Below are 24,686 nucleotides of genomic sequence, written 5' to 3' on the forward strand. Positions count from 1 at the left end.
TATTCGTGACCGTCATTCCCGCGAAGGCGGGTCGCTGCTGACAGACGAAATGTCTGTCCAATCCAGCTTTTTGGAAAACACGGGCGGCAAGAACTGGATTCCCGCCTTCGCGGAAATGACGAGCGAAATCAGTCGGCGAAGGGACGGTCGATGGCGATCGACGGCGGCGTGAACCACTGCGCGCCGTCGTCGGTGACGTGGAAGTGGTCCTCCAGCCGTACGCCGAAGCGCTCCGGCACCACGATCATCGGTTCGTCGCTGCAACACATGCCCTGCGCCAGCAGCAGCGCATTGCCGCGCACCAGATAGGGCGCCTCGTGGATCGTCAATCCGCAGCCGTGGCCGGTGCGGTGCGGCAGGCCGGGCAGACGGTAGCCGGGGCCGAGGCCGACCGCTTCCAGCACGTCGCGCGCGGCCCGGTCCACGTCCTCGCAGGCCACGCCGGGGCGCACCGCGTCGAACGCCGCCTGCTGCGCGGCGCGCTCCAGGTTCCAGATGCGGATCGCTTCGTCGCCTGCGCGGCCGTAGCTCCAGGTGCGGGTGACATCGGAGTTGTAGCCCTCGACGCTGCAGCCGGTGTCGATCAGCACCAGCTCGCCCTCGCGCAGGTGCTGCACGCCGGGGATGCCGTGCGGGAACGCGGTGGCGTGGCCGAACTGGACGATGCAGAAGGTCGAGCCGCCGTCCGCGCCCAGCGCGCGATGGGCGCTGTCGATGAAGCGCGCCAGCTCGTCGGTGCCGATGCCTTCGCGGGCGATGCCGGCGGCGAGGCGATGCACCTGCAACGTGATGTCGCAGGCGTGCTGCATCAGCGCCAGCTCGGCCGGCGACTTGCGCATGCGGCAGCCGTCGATGACCGGCTGCGCGTCGAGGATGGCGCTCGCGTCCAGGTGCCGGCGCAATCCGGCGTGGATGCGGAACGCCGCCTCGGGGTCCAGCGCCAGCGTGCGCGCGCCGCGTTCGGCCATCGCGCTGGCGACCAGCGCGTGCGGGTCTTCGTGTTCCTCCCACAGCCGCTTGTCCGCGGGGATCTTCAGCACCGCGTCCAGCGAACCTTCTTCGAAGGCCGGACAGATCAGCACGGGATCGCCCCGCAGGGTCAGCAGCATCGCCACCAGCCGCTCGCTCGCGCCCCATGCGATGCCTGTGAACCAGCGCAGCGACGCGCCCGCGGTCACCAGCAGCGCGTCCGCGCCGCAGCCGCGCATCAGCGCGCGGGCGCGTTCGAGCCGCGCCTCGTATTCCGCCGCGGCGATCGCGGCGGGCCGCGCCGGCAGCGGCATCGCCAGCCGTTCGCGCACCTGCGCCGACGACAGCTGGCCGATCTGCTCGTTCATGGATGGCTCCGCCGATGACCCCGCGTCCATCCTCGGCGCGATGGACGGCGCGGACTAGCGCCGATCCCGCCGGCGCCGCGCGGAATCAGGCACAAGCCGCTGGTGCGCGGCGCGCTTTGCGCACGTTCCTGCGTACCTGCTTCTCCGCGATGGACTTTGCCGCCTTCAACAAGCAGCCCGCTTTTTCTGGCGACGCGCACCATATGCCTTGCAGCGCGCTGATGACGCACCCGGAGAGGACGGCGCCCGCGCTAGGCAAAACGCTCCAGATCGAACGCCGCCGACGCCACCGCGCCCGGCCGCCCTGCGCACAAGTCGGCCAGCAGTTCGCCGCTGATCGCGGCCAGCGTCAGCCCGAGGTGCTGGTGGCCGAAGGCGTAGGCGAGATTGTCGAAGCGCCCGCTGCGGCCCAGCGCCGGCAGGTAGTCCGGCAGCGTGGGGCGCGCGCCGAACCACGGCGCGGGTTCGCCCTGCACCAGGATGCCGAGCTGTGCCACGTGTTCGCGCAGCCGCGCCCATTTGCGCGGATCGGGCGGCGTGTCGACGCCGGCGTATTCGACGAAGCTGGCCGCGCGCAGCCCGCCGGCGAAGCGGGTGAGGATCATCGAGCGGTCCTCGAACACCACCGGCGGCAGCGCCGGCCAGTCGTGCGCGGCCCATTGCAGGTGGTAGCCGCGCTCGGCGACCAGCGGCGCGCGCAGGCCGAGCGTCGCCATCAGTTCGCGCGAACGCACGCCGGCGCAAACCAGTACCAGATCGGCGTCGAGGCGCGCGCCGTCGGCGGCGACGGCGTGGACGTGCCGGCCCTCGCGCCGCAGCGCCTGCACGCGCAGCGCCCGCTGGACGCCGCCGGCTTCGACGAAGGCCGCCATCAGCCGCTGCGCCAGCGCGGGCAGGTCGGCGATCTGCGCGGTGCCCTCGAACGCGAGGCCGCCCGCGACCGGCACCGACAGCTGCGATTGCAGCGTCGCGCGCTGCGCATCGCCCAGGCTCGAAAGCGTTGCGGTGCCGATATCCGCGCCGCGCCACGCCGCTTCGCCGCGTCGCGCGCTGGCCGCGCTTTCCCAGCACACCCAATGGCCCTGCTCCTGCAACAGCGACGGCGCATCGACCGCCTGCGCCAGCCTGCGCCACGCGGGCAGCGCTTCCGCCAGCAGGCCGCGCAGGGCCGCGTGCCCGGCCTCGAAGCGCGACGGCGCGCAGGCGCGCAGGTAGCGCGCCACCCACGGCAGCAACCGCAGCGGCTCGCGCAGGTCGAGCGGCCCGCCGAACGCGTGCCAGCGGCGCGGTGCGCTGCGCAGCGTCGCCAGCGAGGCCAGCGGTTCGGTCTGCTCGATGGCGATGTGCCCGGCGTTGCCCCACGACGGCGCGTTGCCGTTCGCATCGGCGTCGGCCAGCGTCACCCGCCAGCCGTCGCGCTGCAGCGCCAGCGCGCAGGCGCGCCCGACCACGCCACCACCAACGACCAGAGCGGATGCGGACGACGATGTCATGGGCGCGATGCGGCGTGGCGAAGCGGCCATGCTAGGCGCATCGCGCCGCGCAGGCTATGCCGCAATCCGCATCGCGGAGACGGATCGCGGACGCATCAGCCGCCCGCGCCGGCGACCAGCCGCCGGTAGTCGCGCGGGGTGGTGCCCACCGACGCCTTGAACTGCCGGCTGAAGGCGCTCTGGTCGCTGAAGCCGCAGGCCTGGCCGATCGCCGCCACGCTGTCGCCGCCGCGCAAGTGCTCCATCGCCGCCTCGATGCGCAGGCGCGTCAGCCACTGCTGCGGGGTGAGGTGGAACACGCGATGGAACTGACGTTCCAGCTGCGACAGCGACAGCCCGGCCAGCTTCGCCAGCGCCTGCATGCGCACGCCTTCGCCGTAATGCGTCTCCATGTGGTCGAGCACGCGGCGCAGGCGGGCGAAGCCGGGGTGGCGACCATCGGGCTGTTGCAGATCGTGGGAAATGCCGATCAGGCCGACGATGCCGTCGTCCCGCCGCAGCGGCGTCTTGTGGGTCAGGCACCAGCCGGGCGCGCGGTTCGGGAACAGGTGGATCTCCAGCTGGCTGCTGATCGCATGGCCGGCCAGCACGCGCCGGTCCTGCGAGGCGTAGGCGTCGCCCAGCCGCTGCGGGAACAGCTCGGCGGGCGTGCGCCCCACCACGTCCTCGCGCCGGCTCAACCCCAGCCGGCGCACCAGCGTCAGGTTGGCGTGGGTGTAGCGGCCGCGCGCGTCCTTGAGGAAGAACACGGTGTCCGGCAGCGTGTCCAGCAGCTTCTGCAGCTGGTCGGCGTCGACGTGGGCGGGCAGCGTCTCCATGGCCCGATTATGGCCTCGGCTTGGCCGCCGAATTGTGCCGACTTCGGCATCTGCATGGCGGGAACGCGGCTAGACGGCCCGGCGGCGCGGGAGGATGCTGGCCGGCATGCGCCAGATCGACTACATCGACTCCCACACCGGCGGCGAACCGACCCGCGTGGTGCTCACCGCCCTGCCCGGCATGGAGCGCGGCACGCTGGCCGAACGCCGCACCGCACTGGTGCGCGAGCACGACCGCTGGCGCAGCATGATCGCCTGCGAGCCGCGCGGCTCGGACACGATGGTCGGCGCGCTGCTGCTGCCGGCGGAACGGGCCGGCTCGGTGGCGTCGGTCATTTTCTTCAACAACGTCGGCGCGCTCGGCATGTGCGGCCACGGCACCATCGGCGTGGTGCGCACGCTGGCGCACCTGGGCCGCATCCGGCCCGGCCGCCACGCCATCGACACGCCGGTCGGCACCGTCGTCGCCGAATTGCACGACGACGGCCGCATCGCCATCGACAACGTCGAGAGCTGGCGGCAAGCGAAGGACGTCGAACTCGACGTGCCCGGCGTCGGCCGTGTGCGCGGCGACGTGGCCTGGGGCGGCAACTGGTTCTTCATCAGCGACGACGCGCCGCTGCCGCTGGACTACGCGCACTGGCGCGAACTCACCGCATGCACCGCCGCGATCCGCGACGCGCTGGACGCCGCCGGCATCCGCGGCGCGGACGGCGCCGAGATCGACCACATAGAACTCAACGCCGCAGCCCACGACCCCGCAAACCACGCGCGCAACTTCGTGCTCTGCCCGGGCCTGGCCTACGACCGCTCGCCCTGCGGCACCGGCCTGTCCGCCAAGCTCGCCTGCCTCGCCGCCGACGGCAGGCTGGCGCCGGGCGAGGTCTTCCGCATGGAAAGCGTGATCGGCAGCGTGTTCGAAGCCGATTACGCTACGGCCACGGACGGCCGCATCCGCCCGCGCATCACCGGCCGCGCCCACCTCTCCGGCGAGGGGCGGCTGCTGGTCGAGGACGACGATCCCTTCGCCTGGGGCATCGTCGCGCGCTGAGCGCGGCGGTTCCCTTCCACGTTCGCCACCACGGATCACCCCACCATGAGCAAAGCCACTTTCTGGCGCGGCGTCGTGCCGGCCATCACCACGCCCTTCGCCGCCGACGGCGACGTCGACCACGCCTTCCTCGCCCGCCATGCCAACTGGATGATCGACGCCGGCTGCACCGGCATCGTACCGCTGGGCTCGCTGGGCGAGGGCGCGACGCTGTCGTTCGACGAGAAGCTGGCGATCGTGAAGACGCTGGTCGAGGCGCTGGGCGAACGCGCGCCGGTGATCCCCGGCATCGCCGCGCTGTCCACCGACGAAGCCGTGCGGCTGGCGCAGGAATGCGAACGCCTCGGCGCGCGCGGCCTGATGGTGCTGCCGCCCTACGTGTATTCCACCGATTGGCGCGAGATGGGGGCGCACGTGCGCGCGGTGGTGCGCGCCACGAAGCTGCCGGTGCTGCTCTACAACAACCCGGTCGCCTACAAGACCGACTTCAGCGCCGAGCAGATCGCCGAGCTGGCCGCCGAGTTCCCGCAGATCGAAGCGGTCAAGGAATCCTCCGGCGACATCCGCCGCTTCGCCGCGATCCGCGCGCTGATCGGCGACCGCCTCGACCTGATGGTGGGCATGGACGATGCCATCGTCGAGGGCGTCACCATGGGCGCGACCGGCTGGATCGCCGGCGTGGTCAACGCGTTCCCGGCGGAATCGGTGCGCGTGTTCGAGCAGGCGCGCGCCGGCGGTTCCGACGCGGCGATGGCGCTGTACGCTTGGCTGCTGCCGCTGCTGCGCATGGATACGGTGCCGAAGTTCGTGCAGCTCATCAAGCTGATGCAGGAGCGCGTGCAGCAGGGCAGCGAGCGCGTGCGCGCGCCGCGCATGGTGGTGGAAGGCGCGGAGCGCGAGCAGGCGCTGCGGGTGATCGACGCCGCGATCACCTCGCGTCCGACCCTTTAAGATTTTTGCTCGTCATCCCCGCGAAGGCGGGTCGCCACCGACAGACGAATGTCTGTCCAATCCGGCGTCTTTGATTGTCTTAAAAGCCAAGTCACTGGACTCCCGCCTTCGCGGGAGTGACGAATCGAACCATTGCGATAAGGTGGAACGGATGGAACAGGTACTGCTCGCCGGCGAATGGCGCAACCCGACGGACGCCACCGGCAGCTTCCGCGCGGTGAATCCGGCCACCGGCGACGCCATCGGCCCGGCGTTCCCACGCTCAGGCGAAGACGACATCGAGCTGGCGATCGTCTCCGCCGCGCAGGCCGCCGACGCGCTGGCGGCGACGGCGCCGGAACGCATCGCCGCCTTCCTCGACGCCTACGCCGATGCCATCGACGCGGCGAAGGACGCGCTCGTCGCCACCGCGCACGCGGAAACCGGCCTGCCCGTCTCGCCGCGCCTGGCCGACGTCGAGCTGCCGCGCGCCAGCGGCCAGCTGCGGCAGGCCGCGCGGGCGGTGCGCGATCATGCGTGGACGCAGCCGGTCATCGACACCAAGGCCGGCCTGCGCGCGCACTTCGCGCCGCTGCACAAGCCGGTGCTGGTGTTCGGCCCAAACAATTTCCCGTTCGCGTTCAACGCGGTGGCCGGCAGCGATTTCGCCTCCGCCATCGCCGCGCGCAACCCGGTCATCGCCAAGGCGCATCCCTCGCATCCGGCCACCAGCAAATTGCTGGCGGCGCTGGCGTTCGACGCCGCCGTCGCCAACGGCCTGCCGGCGGCGACGGTGCAGCTGTTCTACGACGTGGAACCCGCGCTGGGCCTGCGGCTGGCCGGCGACCGCCGGATCGGCGCCATCGGCTTCACCGGCAGCCGCAGCGCGGGCCTTGCGCTGAAGGCGGCAGCGGACGCGGCCGGCATCCCGATCTACGCCGAGATGTCCAGCGTGAACCCGGTGTTCCTGCTGCCGGGCGCGCTGCGCGAACGCGGCGACGCCTTGGCGCAGGAGTTCTTCGCCTCCTGCACGATGGGCAGCGGCCAGTTCTGCACCAATCCCGGCATCGTGCTGGTGCCCGCCGACGCGGACGGCGATGCGTTCGTCGCGCGTGCGGCGGAAAAGTTCGATGCCGCCGCGCCGATGGTGCTGTTCTCCCTGGGCGTGCAGCGGCACCTGGCCGATGGCGTGCAGGCCTTGCGCACCGCCGGTGCGCGGGTGGCGGCGGGCAAGGCGCAGACCGATGGCCCCGGCGCACGCTATGCGCCCACGCTGCTGGAGGTGGGCGGTGCCGCCTTCCTCGCCAACGCGCAGGCCTTGCAGCAGGAAGCGTTCGGCCCGGTCTCGCTGCTGGTGCGCTACCGCGACGAGGACGAAGCGGTCGCGCTCGCCCGCGCCTTCGACGGCAACCTCACCGGTAGCCTGCACAGCGCCGCCGACGGCAGCGACGACGTGGCCTGGCGCCGCATCGCCGCCGCCCTGCGCCCGCGTGTCGGCCGGCTGATCGACGACAAATGGCCCACCGGCGTTGCGGTCAGTGCGGCAATGCAACACGGCGGCCCGTATCCCAGCACCAGCCACGCCGGCTTCACCTCGGTGGGCATGCCGGGCGCGATCCACCGCTTCGCGCAGTGGCAGAGCTACGACAACGTGCGCGACGACCGCCTGCCCGCCGAACTGCGCGACGCCAATCCGATCGGCCTGCAGCGACGGGTGGACGGCGCGTGGAGCGACCGCGCGCTCCCTTGAGCCGCCCATCCCGCCCGGTTCCGGCAAGCGCGATCAAAGCCCTCCCCTTCAAGGGGAGGGTTGGGTGGGGATGGTGTTCAAGCGAAATTGCCGCAATCAACACCATCCCATCCGGCCTTCCCCTTGAAGGGGAAGGAGAGAAAAGCAATCGCGCCCCCGGAGTGCTGGCCAGAACTCGATAGTCGGTACTAACGAGGGCAAGTAGTCCGTCGCTCCAGAATCATATTCGCTACCAACTATGCGCTTCGTCTATGCGCACGTACGATGAGTCACATAAAAAAATCAATAAGTTACTGCGATTACATCAATACAGTGAAAGCGCATAGTCGGTACCAATCTGAATCCGAGTGACGCGTCAGACGCTTGATGATGAGCTAGGGAGCGGCTTGCGAAGTCCACTGGTCACGAGCCCGACTGCTTCGTAGGTGAGGATGCTTCGTGCGCCGGCCCGATTGCATCAGCAAACGGTCTTCAATGACCGGGCCTACGACCGATCGATCAGGCAGCTCTCGACCCAAAGCGGACATCGACAACGACTGGGTCACTCGCGGGAAATTGGCCATGACGTCCTGAGTTCAAGAGGGTCGCTCGAACACATGTGGCGCAGACAAAGTTATAGTCTCAACCCGTGAGGCTGGAGGCGCTTAAATTCCACGCCAAATCCTATGCCATTGAAACAAAAAGAAATTGTCCTTAGTGCCTTCCGCCTTAGCCAAAGCCCTGCACTCGTACGGCGCGCAGCCGGATCAGCTAGTCGAGCTTGGGAGCAGCTCGCCTCGGGCGTTGCGCTACGCCGACCTGAAAAATGGGGATGAGGCCTGGTCGCCGCCAGTCGTAGCGGAGCATGAGCATGTCCCCCGGGTGTTCATCTTTGATGGTCGAAGCCAGTCCGGGGAAGTTTCCCAATCCATCGTTGACCAGTGGTGCCGGCGGATTCTGCTGCGTGGGGATCCCGCGTGGACTGCGATCCTCCGGCCCGGCCGCCTTGATGTGCTCTCGTTCGAGATCCATGGCAAGGACGTAGCCACTTCAATAGAGTCGATCGCGCCAGATTCGGGCGGGCTTACGCGGTTCATCCACGACGTGCGCAGTGGCGCCGCCGACCTGCCGCGGCGTGCGTACCTCAAGGATCTGCTCTCGGAATCGATGCGGCAGGCCGTTGATCTGGGCGTATCGCACATCGATGCCGTGTCGCTCGTTGGTTGGGGTCTCTTCTGGCGCTTTCTTGTGGACCGCGACTTGCTCGTGGGGAAAACGCCGGATGCTATCGCCGATGGCGCCAATTCATGGACAGATTGCCTTAGCACGAAGGGTCGCGCCCTGAAGACACTGAAATGGTTGGAGGGCACCTTCAATGGTGGCTTGCTGCCGTTCGAGACGTCGCCCAAGGAGTACGCCCCAGAAGTGTTCTCGCAAGTGCTCGGGAACATTGCGGCCGGCGCTACGCCACAAGGCCAACTGCGCCTGCCTACCGATTGGGACGAAATCAACTTCTCCCATGTTCCAGTGGGCTTGCTCAGCGAAGTCTATGAGGCATTCGCAACGACGCTCGATGCTCCCAACGCAAAAAAGACAAGCATCCACTACACGCCACAGCACATCGCCGAGTTCGTAGTCGGCGAAGCGCTCAGCGCCATCCGGGACATTGATCGTCCCCGCGTACTTGACCCGGCAGTTGGTGCGGGTGTTTTCCTAATCTCCACGTTCCGTCATCTTGTGCAGCGCGAGTGGGAAAGAACCGGGACGCGCCCAAAGCGGCGGCAGATTCGTCGCATCCTCTCGAATCAGCTTTCGGCATTTGATGTGGACAAGCGTGCTTTGCGCCTGACGCAACTGGGCCTCTATCTCACTGCCCTGGAACTCGATCCGAGCCCGACGCCTGTCGAAGATCTAAAGTTCGATGATCTCGAATCGGTGCTGCGGTTGCGCGATGAGATTGATGGGAGCCTCGCGGGTGTAGCGAAGGAAGATGCCGGCCAATTCGATCTGGTCGTAGGTAATCCGCCATGGACCGGACACGACAACGCCGCAAAGCGACGCTGGGTTTCCAACACAGGAAAGGCGATCCTGGGGCGGCTAGACTCGGAATCTAGTTCGTTCGATTTGCCAGACGCCAATCCCGACTTGGCGTTCCTGTGGCGCGCTGGTGAATGGGCGAAACCCAAGGGGCAGATCGCGCTTGTTATTCATGCGCGCTGGTTGTTTGGGCTGTCGGAACGATTGCTCAAGGCGCGTAGCCGGATTTTCACTGCGTTCAACGTGACGGGTGTCTTGAACGGCGCCGCGCTTCGCCAGACAAGGGTTTGGCCAAACGTTACAGCTCCTTTTTGCCTTGTCTTTGCGCGGAATGAGGTTGCGCCAGAGAACGGTGCGTTTCAGTTTGTCAACCCATTCGTGGAAGCTGATGACACGAAAGAGCAAACGGTTCTCCGGGTTGATTGGGCCGATGCGCAGGTCGTTCCTCATGAGGAAGTTAGATCCACGCCGTGGATACTCAAGGTTCGCTTCCGGGGTGATCCTCTGGCGCGCCGCGCATTCGAGACGTTGCGTGCGGTCGGCGTTCCGCTCGGAAATTACCTGGACGGTCTAAAGCCGGGCCTACGCTTCAGGAATGGCTATCAGGTTGGTGGCAAGGCTGGCACACAGCAATCCGCAAGGCAGATGCACGGAATGCCGGATCTGAAAGACACAGATGCCGATGAATTCCTCGTCACTACGTCGGAACTTCCCAAGTTCAAGAGAAAGACGCTTCTGTTCCCGCGTGATCAGGCGATCTATAAATCGCCTTTGTTGCTCGTGCGGCAGACGATCCCGGCAGACCCGCTCCGACCGCGGGCGCTCCGCACCGAATCACCAGTCGCATTCCACGAGTCGTTCCATGGGATCTCGTTCTCTGGAGTTACCAGCGGAGCGGACCATGCAAGATTGCTGCAAATACTTCTCCAATCGCAGATAAGTCCATTTGTGTCCTTGCTTATGGATGCGAGGTTCGGTGTCGAGCGCGATACGATCTACCAAGAAAGCCTCGATGCCATCCCAGTGATCCCGCTTGACCGGCTTTCGGATGGCCAATTGGCGCAGATGCGGCAGATTTCAAAGGAGATGGAGGGTGGGCTTGGCGATGCGCATTTCGAGAGGCTGAACACGTTCGTGTTTGACCTTTATGGGCTTGGAAATCTAGAGCGCCAAGCTATCGAGGACACGCTTCAAACGCGGGGACCAACATCCGCATCGGTGGAACGGGCAGTGACTCCGCCTGACATAAAAGAACGTGCGGTGTTCATCGCGGCATTGAAGAATTCACTCGATGACGTACTTCAGGCATCGAATCTCCAAGCGACGATAGAAGAGGTATCAATCAGGACCATCCCGTGGCGAGTACTTTCCATCGCTACTCGCTCCACTCCGAGAAAGTCTTTGTCAGTGGATGCGCTACTCAAGGAAGCCGATGAGTCCGGCGCAAGCTTAGTGGTGGTTCCAGTGAGCAAGTCGCATGTCTACGTAGGCCTGCCAGACCGCTATCGGTATTGGACAAGAACACAAGCAGTGCTCCTAGCACACGATCTTCTCGGAGGGCCGTTTGGCGATGGCTAAACGGCCCTCCCTTGCGGATCCGCCTACGCAGCTTGCGGCAGAGCCGGATCTTTCACCCGCCCATAAGCGAGCCATTGAGGGAGCGCTGCGATGGGCTTGGCAACAACTTGTTGCGGCAAATGACGTCGTATTGAATGACGGTTCCGAGGAGGCCATCACTGCGGCGCTCGAAACCCAGCTCGGTCGAATGGAGCATGGGTGCCGTGTTGCACCTGGACTAAAGGACTTCGACCACCCTGTTCGTGGCGCAAAGCAGCGCACAGCGGACGGGCGTATTGAGAAGCAACCCGATCTTACGTTCAGGCCACCGACTTCCCGCTACCAGCGTGTCACGAATACCGCCAGCTGGGGCTGTTTTGTCGAATGCAAGCTCATCGAAGATGGTCATGACTCCCGCACGGTCAAGTCTTATAGCGACGAAGGTATTCGACGATTTGCCGTTGGCGAGTATGCGGCGCGGATGCCGTCAGCCATGATGATCGCGTTTGTACGTGGCAATAGGCGGCCGGCTGACAGCCTTGAACCTTTGCTCCCACTGCATGGCGCAACAACCATCACGCGCGGGAGATCCGAGGATACATGCTCTACGCAGCACCCCCGCCGAGCGCTCGTACCGTCCTGCGTGGACGTGGTTGTCATTCACCTTTGGCTGCTTGTTCCGTCCAAGCTTGCCGCCTGACGGCTTAGCCTGCCTGCACGGAGAGCTATGCCGGTTATGTCACGTTTCCTTGAACTGGAACTTCGACGCGATGTACTTCGCGGAGTTTTCGATGTACGGGAATACTGTGCTGTCGTTGATGTTCAGCTGATCCAGTTGCTTGAGAACGGTCCGCTTGTTTGAAACGCCGATGCGCTGAACCGAAATCTCCGGGCTTCCTCCCTCATCCAACGTTGCGTCCTGGCCGAACAGCAAGAACGCCCCCGATTGGAACGTGATTCGGCTGTTGGTGTGCTTCCCTTTGACGCAGATGACGGATCGAAGATGCCGCGGGTCCAGCCGGCTTTCGAAGAACGGCTTCTCTTCCTTGACGAAATGCAGCAATCGCTTGACGGCCGGCTACCGGTGAACTTGCGCAAGTCGTTGCTGCTGTAGTCGATCGATTCCTTCGAGTCCTGCGGCAACCGCGTCAGGTTCGCGATGCAACTGGCGGTGTCCGGATCGAAATACTTGATCTGGCTGCGCTCCATGGAAAACACGACTACTTCGCCATCGTCGTCTGGATTGCTCTTGCAGGCGAAGTACAACGCGATCAGCGGGTTAGAGGTGATGTCGAGCAGGCGCGCTGGCAGCGAATAGTGCTGCATCCTGACGAGACGGTCGAGCGTGTAGACATCGCCGTGGAAGTCGACGGAGTTGGATACCAGCAACTCCCGGTACATTCGATCCTCGGCATCGCGGTAGATGAAATTGCCGCGGTCGTCCTTACGTAAGATGGACGGTTCAAGCCGGTACTTGGCCCGGTTGGAGTGCCCGCGGTAGAACACCTCGCAGCCATGATGATCGATGTCTAGCACGTTCTTGATGAAGGAACTGACGCTGTTGGCCTGAAATTCCGGGATCAAAGCAGGTGGCAGATCTGCCTTCGAGACCTTGAGGCTGGGCATGCGAGCGGGCATGAGGCCGGCAGTCCTCAAGACCTCGAAAAGATCCTCATCCTTGATCGCCCAGTGCGTCCGATTCAGCTCCCAGTTGCGTATGTCCAGGACCATTTGCAGCGGTTCAATCCGATCGAACGGGATCGGGGGGATTTGTAGATCTAGCTCAGGCTGGATATAGAGCAGGCTTCCATTGTTGCGCAGCTTGACCGCCTTCAGTCGCCCGACGTGCATGGGTTCATCGGTGCCCTCGAATAGCTGCCTGCGTGGATCTCCCCGAATGCAGCGGTTGTCCATCGCGCTGCCAAGAGGCAAGGACAGAGCGCCGTGGGGATATGGCGAAGGCACAAGGTTTCAAATTCCCCACATCTCTGATGTCTGCTTCTGGCCGAAAGCTGTCATCGGAGCCATGCCATATGTCCAACTGGCTGGCGGTAGCGTCCAGTTCGTTTGGCGACGCTGCCAGCTGCCTGGTTGTTTGTAGGCATGGCTCAAGACCGTGACGCAGCGATGGGAGGCGGGCTATGTTCCAACCAGATCCCTGTTCCCGGGCACAGGTCTGTGACACATCACGCATCGTTGCTGATCAGGCAAAGCATTGGCGTTCCTGAGATTGGCGACGCACCGATGCCACTGATCGCAGTGGACAGTGTGTCGGCATCTACAGCTGTTACGAAGAGCTGATAATCGCCGCATGAAAGCGCGGGCACGTGTGCTGCCCTAGCTGTCAATAAATGCCGTGCGCAATCTGCCCTATCCGCATCATGACTTCACTAGCTCGGCCTTCTTGAAAGAGCTCTGCTGCACTCTTCGCTCCACCATCGAAGTGAGGATCGCAGAACCACCGCGCAGCCTTCTGCTCTGGCATAGCCCACTCGTCGAGGACTGCTCTAACTTCAGGACAAGTTGCCAACAGACAAAGCCACACTTCATGAGACGCCTTTTCGTGGGCTCGCCTGGCAAGGTTCATTTGAAAAATGGCATCGGCCAATGTTTGCATCAGATAGTGTTCTCCCCGTTGGAGGGCACTAGCTAGCGCGATCCTTCACCAGGAGATCGCATCGAGCGGTGCAGGGATGCCCCGTCAGGTCAAGAGCACGCCACATTTTGGTGCCATCTCGATGGTAGCTTCCAGTCCCGACCGAAAGTCCAGCCCATCAGCTTCCATACCGTCACTGAAAATCACCCCGTTCTCCGGCATCAGCGAGCGGATGCGCAAGGGTTGCCGGCGGCCAACATGCCCGAACACCAGCTCCGCTCCGGTCGAACGGCTGGGGTAAGGCTCCCGGACATTGAAAATCAGCGTCTGGCTGTCCCATGCCATGCCATGTTCGCGGATGTCCAGCATTTCCTTGCTTGCATCCCGCCCTGCCACCGCATGGGCACCGGTCAGGATGCTGCGCAGCCAACCTGTCGATCCGAGCCCCGTCGAGACGATGATGCCACTGGAGGATTGACGCTCCTTCCGATCACCCAAGGCGATTTCATAGCGCGCCGAAACATGACTGCGCATGCCGATGAAGAGGTCGTTGACCGCCAGCAGGGTCTGGCCATCGCCGAGCGTGGCCCGTGCCATCGTGATTTCCCGGATCGGCCGCTGTTGCCGCACCACCTCCGGGAGCACCTTGGACACATCGTCCACCTGGAAAGGAAGCAGCACGCCCTCCCAGCGGGCGGGATCCGGGTTCACGGCCAGCACCGACTGCCCATCCAGATACTTGAGCGTGTTGGCGACAAGACCATCCTGCCCCAGCACCACCACCAGACAACCGGGCGGGAACAGGAAGTTCGGCAGGAAGCCACGATCCAGTTGCTGCAGTCGTCCGTGAGGCTGGAGCGCGACGTTCACCGCATCGACCGCCGCACGGTAGTTCCGGTCTTCCTCGAGGAAGTCCCCGAAGTCCATGCCCAGATGCTCGGCCTGGAAGCGGGCCTGCTCGACGGTGTTGTAGCGGGCGACCAGTTCCTGGAGACGCGTGCGCCGCGTCACCAGGATGATCTTCAGATCGTTCGATCCCATGGCTTACGCCTTCTGCTTGGCCAGCTGCCGCAACAGGTCGGGGGAGAAGTTGAACTCGCCGATCTTGGCGGCGTTGTCGGCAATGTTCTGGAAGCCCAATGCCATGAGCGTTTCAGGGCTCGCTTGCCCCAGCACCAGCGCCTGCAACGAACGGGCATCCAGCCCCTTCATCGCATTAACCAAGGCCTGCACACCGTATGCCTTGGCATCAGCCTCCTGCTTCTTGTTCTCGGTCTGCAACTGCACCAGCTTCGCGTTTTCCTGTTCCAGTTCGACCTTGCCGGCCAGTTCCTGCGCCTGCATCTGCTGGCGCTTTTCCAGCAGAGCCCGTTCGGACTCGACCTGCGTCTCGCGCACCTGCCGCTTCTTCTGCTCGATCGACAATTCGCTGCGCAGTTCGTTCTCCTTGACCATCCGCTCCTGCTCGATTGCAGCGTTGCGGCGGGCGTAGGTCGCATCGTCGGCCTGCTTGAGGATCTCCTCGCGCATCGGCGCTTCCAGGGCACGGGCGGTTTCCGGATTGGGCTTCACGGCCAACAGATTCAACGCGGTGATTTCGATGCCGAGGCTGGACAGGCTGCCGGTGCCGGCAACTCCACGATGGGCAGATGAGGACAGTCGCTCGGTGCCTTGCAGCACATCACGCAGATCAAGCTCCTGCAGCAGGTTGCGGAAAATGGCCTTGACCGCGTTCAGGACGCGTACCGGCAGGTGCTCCGGATCCTCGGAGGCGTATTTGCCGTCGGCTTGCAGGGTGTAGTCGAGCTGCTCGGCCAGGCGCTTCGGATCGGCGATCCGGTAGCTGACCTGGCCCTGCAAGGTCACCTGCTGGAAGTCGCGGGTGACCTCCTCGAACATGAAGGGGGCTTCGACCGCCGTGACCGGCACGCCGACCAGCGTGGACTTGGGAGCGAAGTACCAGAAGGCCAATCCGGTTCCTTCGCGGACGACACGACCGTCGCGGTACTGGAACAGGTACTGGCTGGGAGAGGATTTGACGTAGCGGAAACCGAACATGGATGTTCTCCTGGAAAGGGGACGTTGGATGCAGGAAACCCTTGCGGCCGGGACACTCCCGGCCACAGGACTCGAATCGATCAATCAGGAACTCAGAGCCGCTCGGCGTTGGCGCGCTCACGCACCTGCGCGAACGTCCAGTCGTTGACGATCCTGCCGTCTTCCCAGATCGTCACCATCGCGTCCTCATGGCCCATCGGCTTGTGGATGTCGGCCAACGATGCCGCTTCGGGTGGCACCGGCTCCGTGCGGTAGCTGCCGTATTCGCGATGCCTGAGCAGCGTCATCCGTCCGCGCTTGCTCTGCTTGCCCTTGTCGGTGACCGGATCCTTGTAGACGTCGATCCAGTGGCCGTTGATCCGGGCCGCCGAGCATTTCAGTGCGAACTTCTGGGTATCGCGATTGAGCTGCTGCAACAGCGCGCCACCCATGCCGAAGGCGATGTTGTCGGTGGCGTAACCGGCGCTGGTGATGCGTTCGAGGATCGCGCGGATGCTGGTCGGATTGATGCCGTCGCCCTGGATCACGCGGACGTGGTTCAGCACCTTGTAGCCCTTGCCGTTGACGGTGTGGCCGAAGGCCTCGTCCAGCAGTTCCATGCACTGGTGCACGACTGCCACCGGATCCCCGGAATCCGGACGAATGACGACGGTGGCCCCGGAATCGATGACCTCCTGCCGCAGCGTCTTGCCCCAGTGCTCGCGGATGGCGTGGAAGATGTCATAGCTGTCCGACACCACGGCGACGATCGAACCGGGCTTGGCGAACTGCCGCAGCATGTTGCGGTAGGCCTCGGCTTCGTTCTCGCGGCCCCAGCTGGTGATCGTGCTGTGCTCGGCGGCGGGGATCGAGAAGCCCGCCATCGGCTCGTGGTAGTGGGCCTTGGCCAGCAGCAGGCCGGAGACGGTGTCCGTGCCCATGAAGTTGACGAGGTGCGCCGCGCCGCCGAAGGCGGCGGACTCCACGCTGGACACACCGCGCGACCCGAAGTCATGCAGCTTGAACGGCAGCTGCCCCTCGGGATCGTCGCTGGTGCGCTCCAGGAACTGGCGGATGGTCTGCTTGGCATGCCAGCTGATCGTGGCTACCGTCACTGGATACCAGATGCGCAGCAACATCGTTTCCAGATACGACGGCGCCCAGAACGCCTGAGGATCGGTGGACTCGATCGTCATCAGCGCGTTGTGGGTCGGCACCACCGTACCCTCGGGCACGGCGCGGATGCGGATCGGCAGCAGCCCGCCATGGTGGTCGACGATGTAGCGCCAGCCGGCCTCGTTGAACGGCTGGCCGTGGGCGGCGAACACGTCACGGGCCTCATCGACGTCGGCGTGGGTGATCGGCTTGGCCAGGTATTCCTTCAGGATGGCCTGCAGCCCGAAGAACACGGTGCGGTCATAGGTGCCGCCACGGGACTCCACGTAGAAAAAGGTGGCGTCGGTGCCGGGCGGGTATTGCAGCCAGTGGCTGGCCTTGTAGCTGTCGGTGTTGAGCAGCAGGTTGTTGAGGCATTGCATGACGGAAGCTCCTTCGCGTCGGGTGAAGCCAGCGGTCTATCCGCCGGCGGGAAAGGTCGGGTTCAACCCCGGCCCAGGAAAAACTCCAGGATGTGCAGGTGGTCTTCGAACAGCTTCGGACCCATCTCCAGCGCCTCACTGACCGGGATCCAGCGCGCCTTGTCGGCGTCATCGCCGCCGCGCACCTCCGGCAGTTCACCAGCCGGGAAGTCGAAGTGGAAGGCGTGGGTGATGGTGCGACCGCGCTGACTGCGCTCCGGATGATCGAAGACGTGCTGGCCTTTCTGGGAACCCTTGAGTACGGGCACCGGAATCCTGAGGCGGGTTTCCTCGCGCAATTCGCGCAGGCAGGATTCGAGCAGGCCTTCGTCCTGGTTGACGAAGCCGCCCGGCAGCGCCCACAGACCCTTGCCGGGCTCCGCCCGCCGGCGCACCAGCAGGACGTGGCCGGAGTGCACCACCACCGCATCCGTGGTGACGAAGGTCGGCGGATACGGGGCGTCCTTCCAGGCGGCCTTGTAGTGCTCGATGAACTGGTACTCGGCCACCAATTGGCCGTAGGCCGGTGAGTTCTTGCGGAAGGCCTCCAGCATGTCGAACACCGGTGCCGGTACATTGCCGCGCAGCATCAGCAGCGCGCCGTGGAAGTCGATGTGACCGGCCGAGAACAGGTAGCGGCGCAGTTCCGTCGCCGACAGGGTTTCGGTGTGTTGCACGTCCACCAGCGCCCACTGCGGGAACTCCTGCAGGTAGTAGCTGGAGGTGTCCTTGCTCATGCCGATCAGGCCGACTTTGGCATCGGCGCTGCCGCCATCCACCTGGATCGCTTCTGCCACGGTGCGTTGCACGTTGGCGATCCACTGGCTCTCGTTGTAGAGGTGGTCACGCAGCGGGCGGATGAGCAGACGATCCTCCGCCCCGTCCAGCGCGGACTGGATCATCACGGCCCGTTCGGCGACGGTCCATGGATTGCGGATGGTGCGGGGGGTGTCGGCGGAACCGACGAGGAAGATGAGCTTCTTGGCCCGGCCCAGTGCGTGGCGGGCAACGGCGGCATGGCCGTTATGGAAGGGCTCGAATCGCCCGATGAAGACGAGATAGTCGAAGTCCATGAGGCTCCCTCACGGTGAATTGCCTCGGGTCTGTCCCTTGGCTTGAGTTCAATGCTACGCCTTCCATTTGGCGAGTCAATATGATGGGACGGACTCACCACAGAGTGCCGACTAGCGCAGTGGGTACGCCATTCCCATCTCATCGCCATACCTTGCCGCCTACCCATTCGGCTTAGTCATTGGCAATCGCATCAATTCGCTCGCGAAGCAGCTTTGCCCCTTCAAGAGCAAAGACCGTATCCCTATCCCTAGTCGATTGCAGCACAGCGAACGCCGTACATTTCGAACCATTCCGATAAGGCACACACCCAAGCTGGACTGGCTGTACGTTGCCACCGACATGGATGCAGTACACCGGATCGCCTACGTCATTTCGATAGTCGAATCCAACTCCGCCAGTTCCGCGCGAATAGGTGCTGTTCTGGCATCCCTTGTCTGCGATCCGATCGAAATTTGCGATGACAGCATCGGCTGGATAGTTGGTTGCTAAAGAAAAGCGGTACCTGAACTTGTACGTGTCTCGGAGTACATCTGTTGGGGAAAAATTCGGCTCATCCCACCAGTTCATGATTTTGCCCGCCTTGTAAGGCTCCGGCTCGCTCTCCGCTTTGAATTTGAGGGAGCATCGCTCGGTTGAGCGCGCAATCTCTCGATGGAAAACTTGCCGAGCACCCTTCCCGATTGTCCCATCTGCCGCGCCCTTGAACGTCGTCACCTTGACTTGGTTTGCGGAGATGTCATCCACGTTGCCTTTGCGTAGCCCTTCCGTTTGGCTGATGACATATGAAAAGCCAAATGCCATGCCGCATGCGTCCGCCGCATCCCGAAGCTCATTGTCTCCAGGACCGATGAATTCCAGAGTTCCATCGGATGGCTCTCGTTGCTGGCCGGAGACGTTGCCCAACAATGCAAAGCCAGTTAGGCAAAAAAGCACAAGCATAGTCAGTTGCTTCATCGCGTTCCCTTCAACACCTAAAGATGGCCCATCTATAAGACTGTAGAGCTTTAGGTGGTCCATTTCTAGTGTGTCGGGCATGACAACCTCCCTGCCCGAACGCATTGGTGCCGTGGTGCGCAAGCGCCGCGAAGCCTTGGGACTTAGTCAGGAGGCATTTGCTGACCGAATTGGCATGCACCGGAACTACTATGGGGCTATCGAGCGCGGTGAGAAGACGATGCGCTTAGACACGTTTGAACGCGTTGCCATGGGATTGGAAATTGAGGCCTGGCGCCTCCTGAAGGATGGCGCTGGCTAGCATCGGCCTCTTCCGCTTCCTGACTGGATGCATCGAGACAAACGCACCATCAAACCGATCGTACTTTTCCGTTTGTTCACTCGAAGCAACTGCCAAAGTAGTCACAACAACTTATCCGCTCACCAAAGAGAAGCGGCTTCTGCGCGCCCCTAGATGTCTAGATAGCGGCTGCTTTGACCACGTCGCGACGTGCCAATGGGGTTATGGCGATGTGCTGCACCCTTTCAGCGTGCCTCGTAGGCGGCATAGGCTTGGAATTTGCCCGTCGAGTGAGCCCCGGAGCACATAGTTGGTACTGAACGGTACCAACTATGGAGTTCTGCCCAGTGCGTTCCTACGAAACGGATTGCCGCAGCGCTGCCGCATTTGCACTAAATTAGTGCAAATGGAGCCCGCGCCCGCCGACAGCGTCCTCGACGCCCTGACCACCCCGCTGCTGCGGCTGGACGCGCAGGGCGCGGTGGCGTTCGCCAATGCGGCGATGGCGCGCTGGCTCGGCGTCAGCCGCCGCCGCCTGGCCGGCCTGCACGCCGCCGCGCTGGAGCGCGAGGGCAACCAGCTGGCCGCGCGGCTGGCGCAGCCGCAGGACGCGCCGACGCGGCTGCGCCGGGTCGGGCTGGCATTGCCGGGCAGCGACGCGCTGCGCTTCGCCGACCTGTGGCTGACCCCGGCCGAGGACGGCCTGTGGCTGGAGGCGCACCCGGTGGACGAGTTCCCCGGCGACGATCCGGCGCAGCTGCTGCCCTCGGCGCTGGCCGCCTCGCTGAAGGGCCTCGCCCACGAACTGCGCAACCCGCTGCTCGGCATCAAGGGCGCGGCGCAGCTGCTGGCGCGGCGCGTCGATGCCGATGCGCGCGAGCTCACCGCCATCATCGAAAGCGAAGTGCAGCGGCTGGCCGCGCTGGTGGACGGCCTGCTCAACCCGGCGCCGCCGCAGGCGTTCGCGCCGCTCAACATCCACGCGGTGCTGGAGCGCGTGCTGCGGCTGGCGGAAAGCGACGCCGGCTGGGCAGTGCAGTTGCAGCGCGACTACGACCCCTCGCTGCCGGAGTTTCCGGGCGACGCCGACCGGCTTTCGCAGGCGATCTGGAACCTGGTCCGCAACGCCATCGAAGCCGACGCCGGCACGGTGACCCTGCGCACCCGCGTCGAACACGGCGCGCGCATCGGCGAGGCGCTGCTGCCGCTGGCGCTGCGCCTGGAAGTGGCCGACGACGGCCGCGGCGTGCCGCCGGAACTGGCCGAGCACCTGCTGCTGCCGCTGGTCAGCGGCCGCGCCGACGGCACCGGGCTGGGGCTGGCGCTGGCGCAGCAGGTGGCGCGCGAGCATCGCGGCGCGCTGACCTGGCGCTCGCGGCCGGGGCATACCGTGTTCACCCTGCTGCTGCCGCTGGGCGTCGAAACGGAGCAGGCCGATGGCTGAGGCGGCGCAGGTCTGGATCGTCGACGACGACCGCTCGGTGCGCTTCGTGCTGGCCGCCGCGCTGGGCGAAGCCGGCTTCCGCGTCACCGCCTTCGCCGACGCCGGCGAAGTGCTGGACGCGCTGGCCTCGGGCCGCGCGCCCGACCTGCTGCTCACCGACGTGCGCATGCCGGGCGACAGCGGGCTGGTGCTGCTGGACAAGCTCAAGGCGCAGCGGCCGCGGCTGCCGGTGATCGTGATGTCGGCGCATACCGACGTCGCCAGCACCGCGGGCGCGTTCCGCGGCGGCGCGCAGGAGTTCCTGTCCAAGCCGTTCGACATGGACGAGGCGGTGGCGCTGGTGCGCCGCGCGCTGCCGGAGCAATCGATCGAGCGCGCCGCGCTGCCGGCGGTTTCGCCGCCCGAACCGGCGCAGGCATTGATCGGCCAGGCCCCGGCGATGCGCGAGCTGTTCCGCGCCATCGGCCGGCTGGCGCAGGTGCCGCTGTCGGTGCTGATCACCGGCGAAACCGGCACCGGCAAGGAGCTGGTGGCGCGCGCGCTGCACCGCGAATCGCCGCGCGCGTCGCGCCCGTTCGTGGCGCTGAACACCGCCGCGATTCCCGCCGAGCTGCTGGAATCGGAACTGTTCGGCCACGAGGCCGGCGCGTTCACCGGCGCACACAAGCGCCACATCGGCCGCTTCGAACAGGCCGACGGCGGCACGCTGTTCCTCGACGAAATCGGCGACATGCCGGCGGCGCTGCAAACCCGCCTGCTTCGCGTGCTGGCCGAAGGCGAGTTCTTCCGCGTCGGCGGGCGCGAGCTGATCCGCGTCGACGTGCGCGTCGTCGCCGCCACCCACCAACCGCTGGAAGCGCTGGTCGAACAGGGCCGCTTCCGCGCCGACCTGCTGCATCGCCTCGACGTGGTGCGCCTGCGCCTGCCGCCGCTGCGCCAGCGCCGCGAGGACATCCCGCAGCTGGCCGCGCGCTTCCTCGCCCACGCCGCGCGCAAGCTGGGCGTGCCGGCGAAGACGCTGTCCGCGCCCGCGCTGGAGCGCCTGCGCGCGCACGCCTGGCCGGGCAACGTGCGCGAACTGGAGAACGTGTGCTGGCGATTGGCCGCGCTCGCCCCCGGCGACACCATCGGCGCGGCCGACCTGGCGCTGGCGTTTCCCGATGCCGTCGCGACGGACGTCACCGCCACGCCGGCCGACTGGACGCAGGCGCTGGCCGACTGGGCGCGCGAACGACTCGCCGCCGGCGCGACCGACCTGCACGCTCAGGCCCGCGAGCAGCTCGACCGCAGCCTGCTGGAAACCGCGCTGGAACGCTGCGGCGGCCATCGCGGCGACGCCGCCGCCCTGCTCGGCCTGTCCCGCAACACCGTCACCCGCAAGCTCGGCTCCTCGCGCAAGCGCCGGTGACGCCTCTTCATGCCTGCTGAAGCCATCCGCCGGCATAGTGCCCATCCACGCAAAGGGAGACTCCCCATGAAGCCGTTGTCCCACGCCGCCCTCGCCCTTGCCGTCGCCGCCACGCTCGCCGCCTGCGCCAGCGCGCCGCCGCAGACCGCCACCCCAAGTGCGCCCGCGCCGGCCGCGCACAACGCCAGCACCGCGAAGCAGGCGGTCGCCAACCTCGCCTCGGCCTCGGGCAGTCTGGTCAGCGGCCGGCTGACGCTGGCGCCGATGGGCGACGGCGTGCACCTCGCCGGCGACATCGGCGGCCTGCAGCCGGGCAGCAGCCACGGCTTCCACATCCACGAGAAGGGCGACTGCAGCGCGGTCGATGCCAGCAGCGCCGGCGGCCATTTCAATCCCGGCGCGCAGCCGCACGGCCGCGCCGGCCACGGCGCGCACCATGCCGGCGACAGCGACAACCTGGTCGCCGACGCCAACGGCGTGGCCCATGTCGATGCGCACGTGTCCGGCGTCAGCCTCGGCGGCGGCGCAGCTAACGATGTTGCCGGCCGCGCGATCATCATCCATGCCGTGGCCGACGACTACAGCAGCCAGCCGGCCGGCAACGCCGGTGCGCGCGTGGCCTGCGGAGTGATTCGCGTCACCCAGTAACTGCGCGCCGCGGATCGATGTCCGCTTCGAGTGCGGGTTTCCGCTAACGGGACTAGCCCCGTTGCCGGAAGCCCGCCATGCGCCCTTCGTTCCGCACCACCCTCCCGCTGGCTCTGCTGGTGCTGGCGGCCTGCTCCAGGCCCGCTGCGGAACAGGACGCCGCAAGCGCGTCCGCCTCGCCGGCGGCCACGGTCCATGCCGAATTCGCCCGCCTGCAGGCGCAAGGCACCGACGCGATCGCGCGCGAAATCACCCAGCTCGAATACCCCTTGACCCGCCGCCTGATGCAGGCCGGCGGGTTGGATGCCGCGCTGGGCGGCGAAGCCAAGGCCGATGCCGCGCTCACCGCGCTGTACATGGACTACGAGCGCAAGGCGCGTGCCCTGCAGGCGCAGCTACCGACGGCCTTTGCACCCGCGAACGAGGGCGGCGGCGGCGGTACGGGCGCGGAGGGCTGGGGCGGCGCGGCGGCGTCGACGGTGCTGGGCGGGTCGCAGGCCGCAACGGCGGCGGATGCCTGGGGAAACGGCGTGGATCGCGGCGAAACCACCGGCCATGCCGAATCCAATGTCACCGGCGATCAGGTCTCGGTGGACTGGACGCCGGACTCGGTGACCATGACCACGGAGGTCAAGGCCGACATCGACGGCCTGAAGGGCACGGTCAAGACCACGGTGAAGATGAAGACCTGCCCCGATCCCGAGGGCAAGGTGACGGTCGAGTTCGAGTCGGTGTCCAGCGTCGCCGCCGGCGGCGGCAGCGCGAACAGCACGGTCAGGACGAGCATGGACGTGTTCGTGGACGACGACGCCAACCTGATCAACGACAAGATGGATTCGGAGTCACGCGCGCAGCAAAGCACCAGCAACGGCGGCACCGTCGATGCCACCAGCACGATCTCCACCAGCAGCGGCAAGGTCGAAAGCACGGCCAACCTCGGCGGCGGTGCCAGCGCCCAGGACGGGCAGATGGCGCAAGGCATGGCGGGGATGGGGCGCTACGCCGCACTTTCGGCGGTACTCATGGGCGCGCAGAAGGCCTGGCAATCCGGCAAGTGCGTCGATCTGCAAGTGCGCAGCGACCCGGCCAAGCGCAAGGGCGCGCGTCCCAACACCGCCTACACCCTGTTCGCCGAACCGCGCGCGAAGACCGACGGCCGGCCCACCGGCGGCACGGTCAAGGCCACGCTCAATGGCGGCAACCGCCTCAATCCCACCGGCAAGGTGAAGGCGGATGCCAAGTTCGACTACGCCAATCCGGAGAAGAAGGGCCAGAGCGCGACCATCGACTTCGAGGCGCGCAGCAAGCGCGGCGTGGGCAAGGCGACGCTGGAGTTCGACACCAGGAACGGCTACCGCATCGTGCTGGACAACGGCGAATCCATCACCACCTGCGACATCACCCAGCCGTTCAGCGGCAAGATCGGCGGCGGCCAGATCACCCTCCAGTTCACGCCTGCCGACGACAAGCGTGGGCAGATGCGCTTCCATTTCGGCAATGCCCGAGGCACCGCCGATACCACCTACGACTACACGCTGAGCGGGCCCGAGGAACGCATGACCGGCACCATGACCGCCGCCGCCGCCGTCTGCGGCAGCGCGGCGGGCAAAACCGTGTGCGCCGCCGCGAAGAAAGCGCAGTTCTCGTCCACCTGGATCAAGGTCAAGGACTGCTGATGCATGCCCGCCGCGAAGGGCCGCCGGCCGATGCGCCCGC

20 protein-coding genes are annotated in these 24,686 nt (G+C 65.7%); 10 read left to right on the top strand and 10 right to left on the bottom strand.

Annotated features, from left to right (window positions below):
- Positions 1-128: 128 nt before the first annotated feature.
- The 3 genes from H9L17_RS07595 to H9L17_RS07605 all read right to left on the bottom strand — a co-directional run bounded on the left by H9L17_RS07595 (position 129) and on the right by H9L17_RS07605 (position 3,648).
- The gene (locus tag H9L17_RS07595) at positions 129-1,337 is read right to left on the bottom strand and encodes a M24 family metallopeptidase (RefSeq protein ID WP_187571716.1); all 1,209 of its coding nucleotides are present in this window, start codon (positions 1,335-1,337) and stop codon (positions 129-131) included.
- Positions 1,338-1,588: 251 nt separating this feature from the next.
- Positions 1,589-2,830: an NAD(P)/FAD-dependent oxidoreductase gene (locus tag H9L17_RS07600; protein WP_187571717.1), complete on the bottom strand. Its 1,242-nt coding sequence runs from the start codon at positions 2,828-2,830 to the stop codon at positions 1,589-1,591.
- 95 nt (positions 2,831-2,925) lie between these two features.
- Positions 2,926-3,648: an AraC family transcriptional regulator gene (locus tag H9L17_RS07605; RefSeq protein ID WP_187571718.1), complete on the bottom strand. Its 723-nt coding sequence runs from the start codon at positions 3,646-3,648 to the stop codon at positions 2,926-2,928.
- A gap of 106 nt (positions 3,649-3,754) precedes the next feature.
- Here H9L17_RS07605 and H9L17_RS07610 point away from each other — a divergent pair, with 106 nt between their 5' ends.
- The 5 genes from H9L17_RS07610 to H9L17_RS07630 all read left to right on the top strand — a co-directional run bounded on the left by H9L17_RS07610 (position 3,755) and on the right by H9L17_RS07630 (position 11,652).
- Positions 3,755-4,699 (top strand): proline racemase family protein, encoded by a 945-nt coding sequence (locus H9L17_RS07610; protein WP_187571719.1) that lies wholly within the window; start codon positions 3,755-3,757, stop codon positions 4,697-4,699.
- A 45-nt stretch (positions 4,700-4,744) separates the two neighbouring features.
- Positions 4,745-5,650, top strand: a complete 906-nt coding sequence (locus tag H9L17_RS07615) for a dihydrodipicolinate synthase family protein (RefSeq protein ID WP_187571720.1) — start codon at positions 4,745-4,747, stop codon at positions 5,648-5,650.
- A 151-nt stretch (positions 5,651-5,801) separates the two neighbouring features.
- Entirely contained in the window at positions 5,802-7,379 is a 1,578-nt protein-coding gene (locus H9L17_RS07620; protein WP_187571721.1) for an aldehyde dehydrogenase family protein, read from the top strand.
- 861 nt (positions 7,380-8,240) lie between these two features.
- Positions 8,241-10,973, top strand: coding sequence for an HsdM family class I SAM-dependent methyltransferase (locus H9L17_RS07625; protein ID WP_187571722.1), 2,733 nt, complete (start codon positions 8,241-8,243; stop codon positions 10,971-10,973).
- Positions 10,966-11,652: a hypothetical protein gene (locus tag H9L17_RS07630; RefSeq protein WP_187571723.1), complete on the top strand. Its 687-nt coding sequence runs from the start codon at positions 10,966-10,968 to the stop codon at positions 11,650-11,652. The genes H9L17_RS07625 and H9L17_RS07630 overlap by 8 nt, the downstream gene beginning before the upstream one ends.
- Positions 11,653-11,774: 122 nt before the next feature.
- Here H9L17_RS07630 and H9L17_RS07635 read toward each other — a convergent pair whose 3' ends face one another.
- The 7 genes from H9L17_RS07635 to H9L17_RS07665 form a co-directional block, all read right to left on the bottom strand.
- Positions 11,775-12,803: an FRG domain-containing protein gene (locus tag H9L17_RS07635; RefSeq protein WP_223158096.1), complete on the bottom strand. Its 1,029-nt coding sequence runs from the start codon at positions 12,801-12,803 to the stop codon at positions 11,775-11,777.
- Between the two features lie 493 nt (positions 12,804-13,296).
- Complete coding sequence (locus H9L17_RS07640; protein ID WP_187571724.1) at positions 13,297-13,569, bottom strand: hypothetical protein; 273 nt, start codon at positions 13,567-13,569, stop codon at positions 13,297-13,299.
- An 84-nt stretch (positions 13,570-13,653) separates the two neighbouring features.
- A complete protein-coding gene (locus H9L17_RS07645; protein ID WP_187571725.1) occupies positions 13,654-14,589 on the bottom strand; it encodes a diacylglycerol kinase catalytic domain-containing protein in 936 nt (311 codons plus the stop codon).
- A 3-nt stretch (positions 14,590-14,592) separates the two neighbouring features.
- Positions 14,593-15,606, bottom strand: a complete 1,014-nt coding sequence (locus H9L17_RS07650; RefSeq protein WP_187571726.1) for an SPFH domain-containing protein — start codon at positions 15,604-15,606, stop codon at positions 14,593-14,595.
- A gap of 92 nt (positions 15,607-15,698) precedes the next feature.
- Complete coding sequence (locus H9L17_RS07655; RefSeq protein WP_187571727.1) at positions 15,699-17,123, bottom strand: nicotinate phosphoribosyltransferase; 1,425 nt, start codon at positions 17,121-17,123, stop codon at positions 15,699-15,701.
- A gap of 62 nt (positions 17,124-17,185) precedes the next feature.
- Positions 17,186-18,235, bottom strand: coding sequence for a bifunctional nicotinamide-nucleotide adenylyltransferase/Nudix hydroxylase (locus H9L17_RS07660; protein ID WP_187571728.1), 1,050 nt, complete (start codon positions 18,233-18,235; stop codon positions 17,186-17,188).
- Between the two features lie 172 nt (positions 18,236-18,407).
- Entirely contained in the window at positions 18,408-19,271 is an 864-nt protein-coding gene (locus H9L17_RS07665; protein ID WP_187571729.1) for a hypothetical protein, read from the bottom strand.
- Between H9L17_RS07665 and H9L17_RS07670 the strand changes: the two genes are divergently transcribed.
- The 5 genes from H9L17_RS07670 to H9L17_RS07690 all read left to right on the top strand — a co-directional run bounded on the left by H9L17_RS07670 (position 19,270) and on the right by H9L17_RS07690 (position 24,646).
- Entirely contained in the window at positions 19,270-19,491 is a 222-nt protein-coding gene (locus tag H9L17_RS07670) for a helix-turn-helix domain-containing protein (protein ID WP_187571730.1), read from the top strand. The genes H9L17_RS07665 and H9L17_RS07670 overlap by 2 nt on opposite strands.
- A 385-nt stretch (positions 19,492-19,876) precedes the next feature.
- Entirely contained in the window at positions 19,877-20,914 is a 1,038-nt protein-coding gene (locus tag H9L17_RS07675) for a two-component system sensor histidine kinase NtrB (protein WP_187571731.1), read from the top strand.
- Positions 20,907-22,322, top strand: a complete 1,416-nt coding sequence (gene ntrC, locus H9L17_RS07680; RefSeq protein WP_187571732.1) for a nitrogen regulation protein NR(I) — start codon at positions 20,907-20,909, stop codon at positions 22,320-22,322. The genes H9L17_RS07675 and ntrC overlap by 8 nt, the downstream gene beginning before the upstream one ends.
- 66 nt (positions 22,323-22,388) lie before the next feature.
- Entirely contained in the window at positions 22,389-22,970 is a 582-nt protein-coding gene (locus tag H9L17_RS07685; protein WP_187571733.1) for a superoxide dismutase family protein, read from the top strand.
- Between the two features lie 77 nt (positions 22,971-23,047).
- On the top strand, positions 23,048-24,646 hold the full coding sequence (locus H9L17_RS07690; protein WP_187571734.1) for a hypothetical protein: 1,599 nt from the start codon (positions 23,048-23,050) through the stop codon (positions 24,644-24,646).
- Positions 24,647-24,686 lie beyond the last annotated feature (40 nt).

The sequence above is a fragment of the Thermomonas brevis genome (assembly GCF_014395425.1).
Classification (GTDB): Bacteria; Pseudomonadota; Gammaproteobacteria; order Xanthomonadales; family Xanthomonadaceae; genus Thermomonas; species Thermomonas brevis.

Excerpts from the sequence above, each read along its gene's own strand:
- H9L17_RS07615 (WP_187571720.1), top strand. The coding sequence starts at position 4,745 with ATGAGCAAAGCCACTTTCTGGCGCGGCGTCGTGCCGGCCATCACCACG.
- H9L17_RS07685 (WP_187571733.1), top strand. The coding sequence starts at position 22,389 with ATGAAGCCGTTGTCCCACGCCGCCCTCGCCCTTGCCGTCGCCGCCACG.
- H9L17_RS07595 (WP_187571716.1), bottom strand. The coding sequence starts at position 1,337 with ATGAACGAGCAGATCGGCCAGCTGTCGTCGGCGCAGGTGCGCGAACGG.
- H9L17_RS07660 (WP_187571728.1), bottom strand. The coding sequence starts at position 18,235 with ATGGACTTCGACTATCTCGTCTTCATCGGGCGATTCGAGCCCTTCCAT.
- H9L17_RS07635 (WP_223158096.1), bottom strand. The coding sequence starts at position 12,803 with ATGCACGTCGGGCGACTGAAGGCGGTCAAGCTGCGCAACAATGGAAGC.
- H9L17_RS07600 (WP_187571717.1), bottom strand. The coding sequence starts at position 2,830 with ATGACATCGTCGTCCGCATCCGCTCTGGTCGTTGGTGGTGGCGTGGTC.
- ntrC (WP_187571732.1), top strand. The coding sequence starts at position 20,907 with ATGGCTGAGGCGGCGCAGGTCTGGATCGTCGACGACGACCGCTCGGTG.
- H9L17_RS07640 (WP_187571724.1), bottom strand. The coding sequence starts at position 13,569 with ATGCAAACATTGGCCGATGCCATTTTTCAAATGAACCTTGCCAGGCGA.
- H9L17_RS07655 (WP_187571727.1), bottom strand. The coding sequence starts at position 17,123 with ATGCAATGCCTCAACAACCTGCTGCTCAACACCGACAGCTACAAGGCC.
- H9L17_RS07675 (WP_187571731.1), top strand. The coding sequence starts at position 19,877 with ATGGAGCCCGCGCCCGCCGACAGCGTCCTCGACGCCCTGACCACCCCG.
- H9L17_RS07690 (WP_187571734.1), top strand. The coding sequence starts at position 23,048 with ATGCGCCCTTCGTTCCGCACCACCCTCCCGCTGGCTCTGCTGGTGCTG.
- H9L17_RS07610 (WP_187571719.1), top strand. The coding sequence starts at position 3,755 with ATGCGCCAGATCGACTACATCGACTCCCACACCGGCGGCGAACCGACC.
- H9L17_RS07605 (WP_187571718.1), bottom strand. The coding sequence starts at position 3,648 with ATGGAGACGCTGCCCGCCCACGTCGACGCCGACCAGCTGCAGAAGCTG.
- H9L17_RS07665 (WP_187571729.1), bottom strand. The coding sequence starts at position 19,271 with ATGCCCGACACACTAGAAATGGACCACCTAAAGCTCTACAGTCTTATA.
- H9L17_RS07650 (WP_187571726.1), bottom strand. The coding sequence starts at position 15,606 with ATGTTCGGTTTCCGCTACGTCAAATCCTCTCCCAGCCAGTACCTGTTC.
- H9L17_RS07670 (WP_187571730.1), top strand. The coding sequence starts at position 19,270 with ATGACAACCTCCCTGCCCGAACGCATTGGTGCCGTGGTGCGCAAGCGC.
- H9L17_RS07620 (WP_187571721.1), top strand. The coding sequence starts at position 5,802 with ATGGAACAGGTACTGCTCGCCGGCGAATGGCGCAACCCGACGGACGCC.
- H9L17_RS07645 (WP_187571725.1), bottom strand. The coding sequence starts at position 14,589 with ATGGGATCGAACGATCTGAAGATCATCCTGGTGACGCGGCGCACGCGT.
- H9L17_RS07630 (WP_187571723.1), top strand. The coding sequence starts at position 10,966 with ATGGCTAAACGGCCCTCCCTTGCGGATCCGCCTACGCAGCTTGCGGCA.